We start from the raw sequence: 13,357 nt of genomic DNA on the forward strand, positions 1-13,357 counted from the left end.
TCCTCCCCCGTGTGCGCGCGCCGACGAAAAAGATCGCGTGAATTGGCCGTGCAGTCGTATCCGCCGCGATCGTGTTGCTGGGCGGCGCCGGGTCCCCACCTGGCGCCCGTAGCTCTTCGCGTGGTTGTCGCTCTTACGCTACGAGCCGTAGCGTAACTCTCCCAGAGGCCCTGCGCGCCCCCGCGACGCCCGTGATCTGAACCACAGCGGCCCGTTCGGCTACCGACGGGTATGGTCTCGGCCATGCGCAACCCCAGCCCCGGCCGCACCGGTCGCCCCCGCAGCGCGGCCGCGGACGCCGCCATCCTCGCCGCCACCCGGGACGCGCTGGTCGAGCTGGGCTGGTCGAAGCTGACGATGGGCGACGTCTCGGCCCGCGCGGGCGTCGCCAAGACCACCCTGTACCGGCGCTGGGCGGGCAAGAGCGAGCTGGTCGTGGACGCGGTCGCGGAGCTCTTCGACGCGCTCGAACTGCCGGATCGGGGCTCCCTGGAAGCCGACATCGAGTACGTGGTCCTGCGCTTCGCGGAGCTGCTGCGGCGCCCGGAGGCCCGTACGGCCCTGATGGCGGTCGTCTCCGAGTCCACCCGGGACGAGGCCCTGCGCGACCGGATCCGGTCGGCGATCGTGGACCGGCAGAAACGTCTCGTCGTACTGGGTCGCGAACGGGCCCAGGCCCGCGGCGAACTCCCCTACGAGGAGGACGAGTTCCTGGCGGGCCGGACCACGGACCTGATCTTCGACGTGATCGCGGGCACCGTGGTGCACCGCGCCCTGGTGAGCTCCGAGCCGGTGGACGAGCTCTGGGTGGCCACCTTCACCGCCCTCCTGATGCACGGCCTGCGCGGCCCGGCCGCGGCCTGAGCCCGTCCGGCCGCGCCCCGGCGGAGCCGGTCACGTCCCGGCCCGGGGTTTGCCCGGCCAGTTCACCCGGATCTGCCGGCCCCGATCCGCCGGCGGTTCCCCCAGGCCGGCGGCCGCGAGCGCGGCCATCCCGGCGTAGCGCCCGGCGAGCCGGTAGCCCTGGTCGCGGGAGTCGACCTCGTGAAAGCCCCCGTCGGTGAGGACCGCCACGGCCGCCACCCCGCCCAGCCCCTCCCGGATCCCGTCCCACACCGCGGGCAGGAACTCGTGCGGCAGCCGGTCGTCGGACACGGTGTGCAGGAACTCCGACGCGCCGTCGGGGCCGGGCGGTTCGAAGTCCACGACGATGTACGCGTACGGCCCGCAGCCGGTCTGCATCACCACGCGGGCGCTGACACCGGGCACGGAAACGGGAAGGCCGGTCATGGCGCCACCGTACGGGCGCCATGACCGGCCTTCCACGCGAATTCCCGGGGCCGGGCCCGGCCCTAGAAGCCCGGGGGCTCCGTGTAGGTGCCCCACTCGTCGCGCAGGGTGTTGCAGATCTCGCCCAGCGTGGCCTCGGCGCGCACCGCGTCCAGCATGGCGGGGATCATGTTCGAGCCGTCGCGGGCGGCGTCCAGCATGTCCTTGAGGGACGCGGCGACCTTGGCGTCGTCGCGGTGGGTCTTGCGGTCGGCGAGGGCGCGGACCTGCTCGCGCTCCACCTCGTGGCTGACCCGCAGGATCTCCAGGTCGCCGGTGACGGATCCGTGGTGGACGTTGACGCCGACGACCCGCTTGTCACCCTTCTCCAGGGAGCGCTGGTACTGGAAGGCCGACTCGGCGATCTCGCCGGTGAACCAGCCGTCCTCGATGCCGCGCAGGATGCCCGAGGTGATCGGCCCGATGGGGTGCTGCCCGTCGGGGTGGGCGCGCAGGCCGCGCTCCTTGATCTGCTCGAAGATCCGCTCGGCGTCGGCCTCGATGCGGTCGGTGAGCTGCTCGACGAACCAGGAGCCGCCCAGCGGGTCCGCCACGTTGGCGACGCCGGTCTCCTCCATCAGCACCTGCTGGGTGCGCAGGGCGATCTCGGCCGCCTGCTCGCTCGGCAGCGCGAGGGTCTCGTCGAGGGCGTTGGTGTGCAGCGAGTTGGTTCCGCCGAGGACGGCAGCGAGGGCCTCCACGGCGGTGCGTACGACGTTGTTGTACGGCTGCTGCGCGGTGAGGGAGACGCCGGCGGTCTGCGTGTGGAAGCGCAGCCACATCGACTTCTCGTTCTTGGCCCCGTAGACCTCCTTCATCCAGCGCGCCCAGATCCGGCGGGCCGCGCGGAACTTGGCGATCTCCTCGAAGAAGTCGAGGTGCGCGTCGAAGAAGAAGGAGAGCCCGGAGGCGAAGTGGTCGACGTCCAGGCCGCGGGAGAGGCCCAGCTCCACGTAGCCGAAGCCGTCGGCGAGGGTGTAGGCGAGCTCCTGCGCGGCCGTGGCCCCGGCCTCGCGGATGTGGTAGCCGGAGACGGACAGCGGCTTGTAGGCCGGGATGCCCTTCGCGCAGTACTCCATGAGGTCGCCGATGAGGCGCAGGTGCGGCTCCGGTTCGAAGAGCCATTCCTTCTGGGCGATGTACTCCTTGAAGATGTCCGTCTGCAGCGTGCCGTTCAGCACGGCGGGGTCCACGCCCTGGCGCTCGGCGGCGACGAGGTACATGCAGAAGGCGGGCACGGCGGGGCCCGAGATCGTCATGGAGGTCGTGACGTCGCCGAGGGGGATGTCCTTGAAGAGGACCTCCATGTCGGCGGCGGAGTCGATGGCGACGCCGCAGTGTCCGACCTCGCCGAGGGAGCGGGGGTCGTCGGAGTCGCGGCCCATGAGGGTCGGCATGTCGAAGGCGACGGAGAGCCCGCCGCCGCCGGCGGCCAGGATCATCTTGTAGCGCTCGTTCGTCTGCTCGGCGTTCCCGAAGCCGGCGAACTGGCGGATGGTCCAGGTCCGGCCGCGGTAGCCGGTGGCGTGCAGGCCGCGCGTGTACGGGTACTCCCCCGGCCAGCCGATCCGCTCGAAGCCCTCGTACGCGTCGCCGGGCCGGGGCCCGTAGACGGGTTCGACCTCATCGCCGGAGAGCGTGGTGAAGTCTGCCTCGCGCTTGCGGGCCTTGTCATAACGGGCCTGCCAGCGACGGCGGCCCTCCTCGATGGCGTCAGCGTCCATACCCACGAATTTACTAGGACGTCCTAGTAAATGTCGATGGGAAACCCCCGGGAGTCGTCCCGGGGGTGGGTGACGCTCGCCTCGTCGTCAGGCCTTCGCGGTCGCGAGCGAGTCGCTGACCAGGGGCTCCACCTCGGCGCGGATCTTGCGCTCGACGAAGAAGGCGGCCAGCGGAATGGTGCCCGACACGAGCACCCACAGGAGCTTGCCGAAGGGCCACTTCGCCTTGGACCCCAGGTCGAAGGCGAAGACCAGGTAGATCATGAAGAGCACACCGTGGGTCTGCGACACCACGAAGGTGAGATCGGCACCGGTGTCGAAGCCGTACTTCGCCACCATGCAGGCGCAGAGGATCAGGAGCATGACCGCGGTCACGTAGGCCATGACGCGGTAGCGGGTCAGCACGCTTCGTTTCATGCCGACGAGCGTAACCGTCCGTTTTGCTCGATCTTGACGCGGCCCCGGGATCGCGGGACGGGGTCAGGACTCGTCGAAGTCCGCGGCGGCCACGCGCAGCGGGCGGAGCAGGGCGAAGATCTCCCCGCACTCCTCGGCGTCGTACGCTCCGAGGCCGAAGTCGATCGCCATCAGGTCCTTGGTGGCGGCCTCGACGACCTCCCGGCCCTTCTCCGTGATGGAGGCGAGGGTGCCGCGGCCGTCGTTCGGATTGGGCCGCTTGGCGACCAGCCCGGACCGCACCAGCCGGTCCACGGTGTTGGTCACCGAGGTGGGGTGGACCATCAGCCTCTCGCCGATCTTCGACATCGGCAGCTCGCCCGCCTTGGAGAAGGTGAGCAGCACCAGCGCCTCGTAGCGTGCGAAGGTCAGCCCGTACGGCTTGACGACCGCGTCGACCTCGCCGAGCAGGATCTGGTGGGCGCGCATGATCGAGGTGATCGCGGCCATCGAGGGCACGGGCCCCCAGCGCTGCTGCCAGAGCTCGTCGGCGCGGGCGATGGGGTCGAAGGGAAGGCTGAGCGGCTTGGGCACGCGTCCGACCCTACCGGGAGGTCACTTCACGGCGGGGGCCGTCTCATCCCTCAGTCGCTCCTCCTGCCGGACGGCGGAACGGAGTTCGGCCAGGAGCGCCAGGACGACGGCGGTTCCGAGCACCCCGGACCCCGTGACGACCACGTGCACCGGGAAGAACTCTGCGGCGAGCCCGGCCAGGGCCATGCCCGCTCCCTGGAGGGTCATCAGGCCCGTGCTGAGCAGGGTCATCGCCCGGCCGCGCAGCTCGTCGGGGACGGCGTCCACGTACCACTGGTCCAGCCCCAGGGTGTAGGCGTGGGCCAGCCCGGCGAGCAGCAGTGCGATCAGGGCGAGGGGCACGCCCGGCCGGCCCGCGTAGAGGAGGAACGGCAGCAGGCCGGCGGCGGCCAGCGGGGCGACGATCCGCGAGCGCGTCCGCGCGCTCAGCGCGGAGCCCGCCCAGAGCTCTCCGGCGAGGGTGCCCACGGGCATGGCGCACATCATCAGGCCGAGGACGGCGGTCCCGGCGCCGATGCCGTCGGCGTACGCGGCGAGCAGCGCCTCGGGTACGACGAGGAAGACGGGCGGCAGCCAGAACAGGAGGGTGAGCGCCCGCAGCCGGCGCCGGCCCAGGACGGCCCGCATCCCGGCGAGCGGGGAGGTGCGGACGGCCGTCCGTGCGGGCCGGGCCCGGGTGCCCAGCCGCAGCAGGAGGGCCGAGCCGAGGAATCCGGCGGCGGTCAGCGCGATGGCGGCGCGCGGGGCGAGGACGGTGAGCAGCAGGCCGCCGAGGCCGAAGCCGATGAGCTGGGCGCTCTGGGCGACCATGCGCAGCAGCGAGCGGCCCAGGACGTAGGCGTCGCCGGATCCGAGGACGTCGGGGAGGGAGGCGTTGCGCGTGCCCTGGAAGAGGGGTGCCACGAAGGCCATCGCGCAGCGCAGGACGAGGAGCACGGCGACGGGGGTGGCGGGCAGCACCATGGCCGCGGCGCAGGCCGCGCAGACGAGGTCGCAGGTGACGAGCACCGGGCGGGCGGGGCGGCGGTCGGCGACCCCGGCGAGGAGGGTGCCGCCGAGTGCGTAGGGGAGGAAGCCGAGGGCGAAGGTGAGCGCGCTCATCAGGGGCGAGCCGGTGAGGCGGTAGACGAGGACGGAGAGGGAGATCTCGGCGACGACCAGGCCGAGTACGGACATCAGGTGCGCGGCGAAGACGGCGGGGAACTCGGGGGTCCGGAAGACGGTGAGGTAGCCGGCGGAGCCCGCTTCGGCCCGGGCCTGGGTGACGGTTGGCATGACGGCAGCGTCGGGGGCCTAGGCTGGCCGGCGTAGAGATTCGGCCCGGGACGAATGTCGGGCGGAGCGGTCGGGCGCGTGCGAGAGGGTGCGGCATGGGTTTGCACCATCGTTTCGGGCACGCGGACCTGCTGCGGTGCCGGTTCGCGCTGTCGCCGGCCTGGGAGACGCAGGAGGCGATCCGCACTCTGAGCCGCCCGGACCGGCAGGGCTACCACCTGCCGTGGCTCCGGCGGAGCCGGGCCGCAGCCGACGGGCTGGACCTGCGGCCGCTGTGGCTGCTGATGCCGCGCCGGGGGCACAGCACCGACTTCATCAGCCCGCCGCCGAGCGGTCCGGGCGTCTCCTTCGAGGAGGAGCTCGCGGTGATCCGCGCGGCCGATCCGGCCGCGGCGCTCGAGGACATGCGCAAGTCGCTGGCCTGCACGCCGGGCGCGCTCGACAGCGACCTCGGCCGGGCCCTCCTCGCGGATCCGGCGCGGTCGGTGCGGGAGCTGGCCGATCTGCTGGAGCGGGCCTGGGGCGCGCTGGTCGAGCCGCACTGGCCGCGGCTGCGGGCGCTGCTGGAGGCGGACATCCTCTTCCATACGCGCCGTCTGGCCGCCGGCGGGCTGGAGTCCCTCTTCGACGGCCTGCACCCCGATCTCTCCTGGGACGCGGCGTCGCTCACCCTCACCATCGAGCGCCCCAGCCACCACGACCGCGTCCTGGGCGGCCAGGGGCTGCTGCTCATGCCGAGCGCCTTCGTCTGGCCGCAGATCGCGGGCGGCTTCGACCCGCCCTGGCAGCCGACCGTCGTCTATCCGGCCCGCGGCATCGGCGCCCTGTGGACCCCGGCGGGCGAGGACACGCCGACCGCGCTGGCCCGGCTGCTGGGCCGGGCCCGGGCGGACGTGCTGTGCGCGCTGGACGAACCGGCGTCCACCACGGCCCTGGCCCACCGCCTCGGCCTGGCACCCTCCACCGTCTCGGCGCACCTGGGGGTCCTGCACGCGGCGGGCCTGCTCATCTCCGCCCGCCGGGGCCACCAGGTGCTCTACGAACGCACCCCCCTGGCCATCGCCCTCACCACGGGGGACGCCGCCGGCTGACCGGCGCGGGCGGTGTCGCGCGGCCGAGCCGACTATCCGTCATGTCACCATATTCCGGTCGTACATCCTTACCGCCTCACCGCCTCACGGTCTGCCGCCCGACCCTTCGTCGCGAGGAATCCGGATGCCATCCGTCGCTCCCAGGCCGCGCCGCCCCAGGCCCGCTGCCGTCCTCGGCCTCCTCCTGCTGCTCGCGGCGGCCCCCGCCTGCTCCACCGCACCGGAGCCCGGGCCGCGCAGCCCCGCCGCCGGTCCCGGGGCCGCCGCGCCGGCCGCCGCCGAGGGCGCCGCCGAGGGCGAGTCCTCCTTCTGGGTGGACCCGAACAGCGAGGCCGCCCGGCAGGTCGCGGCCTGGGAGGCGACGGGCCGCTACGCCGACGCCCAGGTGCTGCGCCGGATCGCGGACCGGCCGGTCGCGCTGTGGGGACGGCCCGGCGATCCCGGCCCCGGGATCCGCCGGGCCAGCGCGGCCGCGAAGGCCTCCGGGCGGACCCTGGTGCTCGCCGCGCACAACATCCCGCACCGCGACTGCGGGCAGCTGCCCGTCGGGGGCGCCGCCGACGCCCGCGCCTACCGCGGCTGGATCGGCGCCTTCGCCGATGCCATCGGCGACGCCCGGGCCCTCGTCGTCCTGGAGCCGCACGCCGTGGCGCACGCCGTCGACGGCTGCGTGCGCGCCGAGCACCGCGCCGAGCGCCTGCGGCTGCTCTCCGAAGCCGTCGACCGGCTCAAGAAGAACCGCCATACGAAGGTCTATCTGGACGCCGGCGATCCGGGGTGGATCCGCGACCCGGCCGACCTCGCCGGCCCCCTCCGCGAAGCGGGGCTCGACCGCGCCGACGGCTTCGCCCTCAACGTCTCCGGGTTCCAGCCGGACGCGGCCGTCCGGGCCTACGGCGCGAAGCTCTCCCGGGCGGTCAAGGGCCGGCACTTCGTCGTCGACACCGGCCGCAACGGCGAGGGGCCCCTGCCGGGCGACCGCGAGCGGGCCTCCTGCAACCCGCCGGGCCGCGCCCTCGGCACGCCGCCGACCGACCGGACCGGCGACCCGCTCGTCGACGCGTACCTCTGGGTGAAGCGGCCGGGCGAGTCCGACGGGACCTGCCGCGGCGGCCCGGCGGCCGGCACCTGGTGGCCCGAACAGGCCCTCGGCCTGGCCCGCCGCGCGCGGGACGTCCCATAGGCCGCGTCCGCGAAGTCCCATCCCCTCCCCTCCCCTCCCCGGCTACCGCCGGGGAGGTGCCCCCGGGCCCCGCGAGGCTCGGCACCGCCCCTCGCCGCACGGGGAGCGTCAGGTCCGGGTGCCGCGGCGCAGGCCGTGGCGTACCGCGCGCTGGCTCAGGGGGCCCAGGCCCTCCAACACCGCGGCCAGTCCGGCGAGCTGCTCCAGGGCGTCGAACGCCCGGCCGGCGCCCTGCGGGTCCACCGCCTCGTACAGCTCGATGCCCACGAAGGAGGCGGCGGTGGCCCGGGCGAGCCCCGCGGGGTCGGCGAACCCGTCGAGCGGGGTCGCCGCGAGCAGCCGGGTGAGCACCGCCTCCAGCTCCTCGATCCACAGGCCGAGTCCGGCGGCGGTGGCGGCCGCGAGGGCGGGCGAGTTCTGACCTGCGGCCAGCAGCTGCCCGAGCACGGCGACGTGCCCGGCCTCCCGCTCCTCGGCGTGCATCGCGCGGGCGAACTCCAACAGTTCCGTGAGGCTGCCCAGCCCCGCGAGCCGGTCCCGGTAGCGGGCCACCCGCTGCTCGGCCCCGTACCGGCAGGCGGCGGCGAGCAGTTCCTCGACGGAGCCGAAGTGGTAGAAGATCAGCCCCTGGCCGACCCCGGCGGTGGCCGCGATGGTGCGGGCCGAGGCCTTGGCGATGCCCTGCTCGACGAGCGTGCGCAGGGCTCCTTCGAGGAGCTTCTCCTTGGTGGCCGCGCTCACGCCCGGACCTCCTCGCGGACCGGCCGCAGGTCGCCGAAGAGCCCGGTCGCCCACCGTTCGCGGGCGTCGACGTAACTCGCGGTGAAGGAGCCCTCGTACCCGAAGAGCGGCCCGAAGCGGCGGTTGACCACGCGCACCCTGATCCGGAACCGGCCGGTGGCGTCGTCGAAGGACTCGCGCACCTCGGCGTCGCCGCCGATGAGGTCGGGGACGCGGACGTCGACGGGCCCCTCGCGGAAGCGGTGCTCACCGGAGCGGATGAGCAGCGAACCGTCGGGCTCGGCGCTCATGTGCAGGTCGCTGGCGAGGTGCTGGTGCGTGCCCAGGTAGTCGAGGACGCAGTCTCGTTCAGGGCTGTGCACCATCGTGGCGTCGAACCGGTGCGGCCCGTCGGGCAGCCGGAAGGTGCGCACGAAGGTGACGGTCTCCCGGCCGAAGGAGTCGAGGTACGGGAGGTTCTCTATGACGAAGGGGATGTCGCGGCCCTCGCGCGGCACCAGGATGTTGCGCGTCCCGCCGAGCCGGAGGAAGGGCTTCACGAAGCTGCCGCCGTGCCATATCCGCTCCATGGTGCCGCGGCCGACGCAGCCCTCACCGCTCTCCAGCCCGACCGAGAACCGGCGCTGGATCTGCGGGTGCAGACGGTCGAAGTCGGCGCCCATGTGGGTCCGGAAGATGGAGGTCATGACGGCTCCAGGGTGCTGAGCAGACGGGGTGCGGCGACGGGGGTGCGGCCGGGCGGGGTGCGCAGGCAGCGGCGGGCTGCCGGGGTGCCGGGCAGCGGCGGCAGCAGCAGCGCGGCGGCCACGACGAGCAGGGCCGGGGCCGCCGGGGCGTACAGCAGGGCGGCCGCGGACAGCAGGACGCGCAGGGCGCTCTCGCCGGCGGTCCGGGCGAGGGCGAGGCCCGGCGGGGTTCCGCGTTCGCACCACAGCCGCAGCCTGTCGAAGGACCAGGCGGTGGCCCAGCCCATGAGCGGCCGGAAGACGAGCCGGTCGGCCAGGGCCCCGAAGCGGCCCCAGCGGGGCCGGTAGTCGTAGCCGGTGAGGAAGCGGATGCCGTCGCCGTCGGGGACGTAGCGCCAGTACCCGCTGCCTTCCGCGAGCAGGGACAGCGGATGGTCCGAGGCGAACCGCAGGGCCGACACCCTGGTCCCGTCGGGCCGGCGGCGCTCCCCCGCGGAGACGCCGGTCCCGTCGACGGAGACGAAGGGCAGTACGCGGGTCGCGTACCGGAACCGCTGCGGCTCGCCCTCGGACCGCGGGAGGTAGTGGATGGAGGTGAACCTCAGGTCCCACCGCTGGTGCTGGGCCGGATCCTGGCTGCGTTCCCACAGCTCGTCCATCCCGGCCCGGACGAACGTCTCGACGTACAGGCTCACGTCCACCCCCGTTCCCGCGTTTTGAGCGATCGCTCAACCGGGACACTAGGCCAGTTTGAGCGATCGCTCAACCGTGAGGCCGGTCACACGGATTGGGGCCGGGCATGCGAAAGCGCCCCCGGCCGGCTGGGCCAGGGGCGCTTCGGGTGTACGGGGGCGGGCGGTTCAGCCCTGCGCGAGGTGGCGTTCCACCGTCTCGACCTTCGAGGTGATGCCGTCGGTGACGCCGGGGCGGATGTCGGCCTTGATGATCACGGACACCCGCGGCGCCCGCTCCTCGACCGCCGCCACCGCGCGCCGGACGACGTCCATGACCTCGTCCCAGGACTCACCCTCGATGGTGGTGAACATCGCGTCGGTGCGGTTCGCCAGCCCGGACTCGCGGACCACGCGGACCGCGTCGGCGACGTACTCCCCGACCTCTTCACCGACGCCGAGCGGGGTCACCGAGAACGCGACGATCACGCCTGGGCCGCCTCACGGGCGCGGGCCGCGACCACGCTGTCGGCCTCTTCGCGCTTGAGCAGCTTGTCGCCGTAGAGGCCACCCAGCGGTACCACGGAGAGGACGAAGAAGAACAGGGCCTTCTTGAAAGGCCACTTCGCCTTGTACCACACGTCCAGCAGCAGCACCGAGTAGACCATGAACAGGATCGCGTGCAGGATTCCCAGCGGCATCAGCAGGTAGTCGATGTCCGAGACCCGGCTCAGCAGCGAGCCGAAGATCAGCAGGGCCGGGAACGACAGCGCCTCCGGGACGGAGACGAGGCGCAGGCGGTGCAGGGCGGAGGCGGTCTTGATGTCCACGTGGAACCTTCGGGGGTGGAGGCCAGGGTCGCCTCCAGTGTCTCAGCAGCTTTACGGGATCTTGACCCGGCCCCTCCCCGCCGGCCCGGGCCGGACCGTACCGGGATCGCTCCCAAACGCCCGGGTGTGTCATATATCCGGCCACGGGACTCTGTTCGGGTCCGCCCGCTGCCGATAACGTCATCCCGTGGCTCAGTTCCGACTCCAAGGCAGCAAGGTGCTGGCCGTCGACCTGACCGGGGACGCCGTGAAAGCGAAGAACGGCTCCATGGTCGCGTACGACGGGCAGATGGCCTTCAAGAAGATGTCCGGCGGTGGCGAAGGCCTCCGCGGGATGGTGACCCGCCGGCTGACCGGCGAACAGATGACGGTGATGGAGGTACAGGGGCACGGCACCTGCTTCTTCGCCGACCGCGCAAGTGAGATCAATCTGGTCAATCTGCGCGGCGAGAAGCTCTACGTCGAGTCCAGCAACCTGCTGTGCACCGACGCCGGCCTGCGCACCGGCACCACCTTCACCGGACTGCGCGGCGCCTCGACGGGCAACGGTCTGTTCACCACGACGGTCGAGGGCTCGGGCCAGGCGGCGATCGTCTCCGACGGTCCGGCCGTGGTGCTGCGCGTGAGCGCCCAGTACCCGCTGTCCGTCGACCCGGGGGCGTACATCGCGCACACCGGCAACCTCCAGCAGTCCTTCCAGTCCGGTGTGACCTTCCGCACGCTGATCGGCGAGGGCTCCGGCGAGGCGTTCCAGATCCGCTTCGAGGGCGAGGGCCTGGTCTACGTGCAGCCGAGCGAGCGCAACACCGTCGGGGGCGACATCTGATGCCGTTCCGCGAGATCAACTCGAAGATGGTCGAGGCCCAGGTCGTCCCGGGCCAGAGGATGTTCAGCCAGCGCGGCGCGATGCTCGCGTACCGCGGCGACGTCTCCTTCACCCCGAGCCTGACGGGCGGTCAGGGCGGGGTCATGGGCATGATCGGGCGCCGCGTGGCGAACGAGCAGACCCCGCTGATGACGGTCGAGGGCAGCGGCACCGTGATGTTCGGCCACGGCGGCCACCACATCCAGGTGATCAACCTGACCGGCGAGACCCTCTACGTGGAGGCCGACCGGCTGCTCGCCTTCGACGGCACCCTCCAGCAGGGCACGATGTTCATGGGCTCGCAGGGCGGGGTCATGGGCATGGTCCGCGGCCAGGTGAGCGGCCAAGGCCTGTTCACCACCACCCTCAAGGGCCACGGCTCGGTCGCCGTGATGGCCCACGGCGGGGTCATCGAACTCCCCATCACCCCCAACCGTCCGGTCCACGTGGACCCGCAGGCCTACGTGGCCCACCACGGGGACGTCAGGAACAAGCTCTCCACCGCCCTCGGGTGGCGGGACATGGTGGGGCGCGGCTCGGGCGAGGCGTTCCAGCTGGAACTGTCCGGCCAGGGCGCGGTGTACGTACAGGCCTCCGAGGAGAAGCTGTGAACTTTGGCCCCGTGATGGGCGGGCCCGGCGGCCCGACGGTCTTCGACCCGTACACGCTGCCCTCCGACGACAACGTGAACGCCTACACCTTCTGCGTGGAGCTCAAGGGGAGCCAGTGGTTCCTGCAGAAGGGCAAGATGATCTCGTACTACGGGCGCATCGAGTTCAACGGCATCGGGAACGGGCGCTTCGACCGCCTGCTGCGCACCAGCTTCCACTCCCCGCTGCACGCCAGCGACTGGGTGGTCGCCGAGGGCCAGGGCAAGATGCTGCTGGCCGACCGGGCCTTCGACGTGAACTCGTACGACCTGGACAACGGCAACCTGACGATCCGCTCGGGCAACCTGCTCGCGTACCAGCCCTCGCTCGCCCTGAAGCAGTCGATCGTCCCGGGCTTCCTGACGCTGATCGGGACCGGGAAGTTCGTGGCGGCCTCGAACGGGCCGGTGGTGTTCATGGAGCCGCCGCTGCGCGTGGACCCCCAGGCGCTCGTCGGCTGGGCGGACTGCCCGTCTCCCTGTCACCATTACGATCACGGCTACATGTCCGGCGTGATGGGCGGACTGCGTTCGCTGACCGGCATCGGCGGCACCTCGGGCGAGGAACACCAGTTCGAGTTCGTCGGAGCGGGGACGGTGCTGCTGCAGTCCTCGGAGATGCTGATGGCCGAGCAGTCGATCGGCGCGGTGGGCGCGGGGGCGGCCACGGGCAACGCGCAGGGCGTGCCGGGTGCCGGCCAGGGACCCCTGGGGCAGATGGGCGTGCCGCGGATGCCGGGACAGCTGGGTGATTTCCAGCGCCGCCTGGGACTGTGACGACCGGGACTTTCGACCTTTGTACGCAATTCAACTTTTTAGGTAGAGTTCATTCATGGAGACCATGGAGACCGAGACGGCCACGCGCTGGCTCACCGACGCGGAGCAGTGCGCCTGGCGCACCCACCTGGACGTCAGCAGGCTGCTCATGCACCAGCTGGAAAAGGATCTCCAGCCCTTCGGACTCACCAACAACGACTACGAGATCCTCGTGAACCTCTCGGAGTCGCAGGACCACCGGATGCGCATGAGCGATCTGGCGACGGCCACCCTGCAGTCCAAGAGCCGGCTGTCGCACCAGATCACCCGCATGGAGGCGGCCGGCCTGGTCCGCCGGGTCAACTGCGAGTCCGACCGCCGCGGCCTGTACGCGGTGCTCACGGACGAGGGCATGGAGACGATGCGGAAGGTCGCCCCGCACCACGTGGCGTCCGTCCGCCAGCACTTCATCGACCTGCTGCCGCCGGAGGCCCTGGCGGCGCTGCGCGCCTCGCTGACCCCGGTGGCGGAGCACCTGCGCGGCACCCGCGGCAAGGTCTGAGCGGG

Annotated in this window: 17 protein-coding genes; 7 read left to right on the plus strand and 10 right to left on the minus strand. The window is 72.3% G+C overall.

The genetic code is table 11. The annotated features are described in order from the left end of the window. Positions 1 to 243 precede the first annotated feature (243 nt). Positions 244 to 864 carry a TetR/AcrR family transcriptional regulator gene (locus OHA91_RS12670; RefSeq protein WP_031148348.1) on the plus strand — a complete coding sequence of 207 codons (621 nt, stop codon included), beginning with the start codon at positions 244 to 246 and terminating at the stop codon, positions 862 to 864. Positions 865 to 894: 30 nt separating this feature from the next. On the opposite strand, the gene OHA91_RS12675 is transcribed toward OHA91_RS12670, so the two are convergent. From OHA91_RS12675 to OHA91_RS12695, 5 genes are all read right to left on the minus strand, one after another. Then, complete coding sequence (locus OHA91_RS12675; protein WP_031148345.1) at positions 895 to 1,290, minus strand: hypothetical protein; 396 nt, start codon at positions 1,288 to 1,290, stop codon at positions 895 to 897. A 62-nt stretch (positions 1,291 to 1,352) separates the two neighbouring features. Beyond that, complete coding sequence (locus OHA91_RS12680) at positions 1,353 to 3,053, minus strand: acyl-CoA mutase large subunit family protein (RefSeq protein ID WP_328739244.1); 1,701 nt, start codon at positions 3,051 to 3,053, stop codon at positions 1,353 to 1,355. 87 nt (positions 3,054 to 3,140) lie between these two features. Beyond that, complete coding sequence (locus OHA91_RS12685) at positions 3,141 to 3,470, minus strand: DUF3817 domain-containing protein (protein WP_031148341.1); 330 nt, start codon at positions 3,468 to 3,470, stop codon at positions 3,141 to 3,143. Positions 3,471 to 3,533: 63 nt separating this feature from the next. After that, positions 3,534 to 4,043: a MarR family winged helix-turn-helix transcriptional regulator gene (locus OHA91_RS12690; protein ID WP_030853700.1), complete on the minus strand. Its 510-nt coding sequence runs from the start codon at positions 4,041 to 4,043 to the stop codon at positions 3,534 to 3,536. A gap of 21 nt (positions 4,044 to 4,064) precedes the next feature. Beyond that, the gene (locus OHA91_RS12695) at positions 4,065 to 5,318 is read right to left on the minus strand and encodes an MFS transporter (RefSeq protein WP_408059165.1); all 1,254 of its coding nucleotides are present in this window, start codon (positions 5,316 to 5,318) and stop codon (positions 4,065 to 4,067) included. 95 nt (positions 5,319 to 5,413) lie between these two features. On the opposite strand from OHA91_RS12695, the gene OHA91_RS12700 reads away from it, so the two are divergent. Both OHA91_RS12700 and OHA91_RS12705 read left to right on the plus strand, forming a co-directional pair. Further along, positions 5,414 to 6,409: an ArsR/SmtB family transcription factor gene (locus OHA91_RS12700; protein ID WP_031148339.1), complete on the plus strand. Its 996-nt coding sequence runs from the start codon at positions 5,414 to 5,416 to the stop codon at positions 6,407 to 6,409. A gap of 124 nt (positions 6,410 to 6,533) precedes the next feature. Further along, the gene (locus tag OHA91_RS12705; protein ID WP_031148337.1) at positions 6,534 to 7,592 is read left to right on the plus strand and encodes a glycoside hydrolase family 6 protein; all 1,059 of its coding nucleotides are present in this window, start codon (positions 6,534 to 6,536) and stop codon (positions 7,590 to 7,592) included. A 108-nt stretch (positions 7,593 to 7,700) separates the two neighbouring features. Here the strand turns inward: OHA91_RS12705 and OHA91_RS12710 are convergent, their stop codons facing one another. The 5 genes from OHA91_RS12710 to OHA91_RS12730 form a co-directional block, all read right to left on the minus strand. Then, positions 7,701 to 8,333 (minus strand): TetR/AcrR family transcriptional regulator, encoded by a 633-nt coding sequence (locus tag OHA91_RS12710; RefSeq protein WP_031148335.1) that lies wholly within the window; start codon positions 8,331 to 8,333, stop codon positions 7,701 to 7,703. Next, positions 8,330 to 9,019, minus strand: a complete 690-nt coding sequence (locus OHA91_RS12715; protein WP_328739245.1) for a DUF4166 domain-containing protein — start codon at positions 9,017 to 9,019, stop codon at positions 8,330 to 8,332. Before OHA91_RS12715 ends, OHA91_RS12710 begins: the two co-directional genes overlap by 4 nt. After that, entirely contained in the window at positions 9,016 to 9,714 is a 699-nt protein-coding gene (locus OHA91_RS12720; protein ID WP_266497634.1) for a hypothetical protein, read from the minus strand. Before OHA91_RS12720 ends, OHA91_RS12715 begins: the two co-directional genes overlap by 4 nt. A gap of 165 nt (positions 9,715 to 9,879) precedes the next feature. Then, on the minus strand, positions 9,880 to 10,179 hold the full coding sequence (locus OHA91_RS12725) for an MTH1187 family thiamine-binding protein (RefSeq protein ID WP_031148329.1): 300 nt from the start codon (positions 10,177 to 10,179) through the stop codon (positions 9,880 to 9,882). Continuing rightward, positions 10,176 to 10,520, minus strand: coding sequence for a DUF3817 domain-containing protein (locus tag OHA91_RS12730; RefSeq protein ID WP_031148327.1), 345 nt, complete (start codon positions 10,518 to 10,520; stop codon positions 10,176 to 10,178). Before OHA91_RS12730 ends, OHA91_RS12725 begins: the two co-directional genes overlap by 4 nt. 187 nt (positions 10,521 to 10,707) lie before the next feature. Here OHA91_RS12730 and OHA91_RS12735 point away from each other — a divergent pair, with 187 nt between their 5' ends. From OHA91_RS12735 to OHA91_RS12750, 4 genes are all read left to right on the plus strand, one after another. Continuing rightward, entirely contained in the window at positions 10,708 to 11,346 is a 639-nt protein-coding gene (locus OHA91_RS12735) for an AIM24 family protein (protein WP_031148325.1), read from the plus strand. Further along, complete coding sequence (locus tag OHA91_RS12740) at positions 11,346 to 11,996, plus strand: AIM24 family protein (protein ID WP_031148323.1); 651 nt, start codon at positions 11,346 to 11,348, stop codon at positions 11,994 to 11,996. Before OHA91_RS12735 ends, OHA91_RS12740 begins: the two co-directional genes overlap by 1 nt. A 14-nt stretch (positions 11,997 to 12,010) precedes the next feature. Then, on the plus strand, positions 12,011 to 12,811 hold the full coding sequence (locus OHA91_RS12745; RefSeq protein ID WP_031148321.1) for an AIM24 family protein: 801 nt from the start codon (positions 12,011 to 12,013) through the stop codon (positions 12,809 to 12,811). 64 nt (positions 12,812 to 12,875) lie between these two features. Further along, positions 12,876 to 13,352: a MarR family winged helix-turn-helix transcriptional regulator gene (locus tag OHA91_RS12750; RefSeq protein WP_031148319.1), complete on the plus strand. Its 477-nt coding sequence runs from the start codon at positions 12,876 to 12,878 to the stop codon at positions 13,350 to 13,352. The last annotated feature ends 5 nt before the right edge of the window (positions 13,353 to 13,357 follow it).

Source organism: Streptomyces erythrochromogenes, from assembly GCF_036170895.1.
Taxonomy (GTDB): domain Bacteria; phylum Actinomycetota; class Actinomycetes; order Streptomycetales; family Streptomycetaceae; genus Streptomyces; species Streptomyces erythrochromogenes.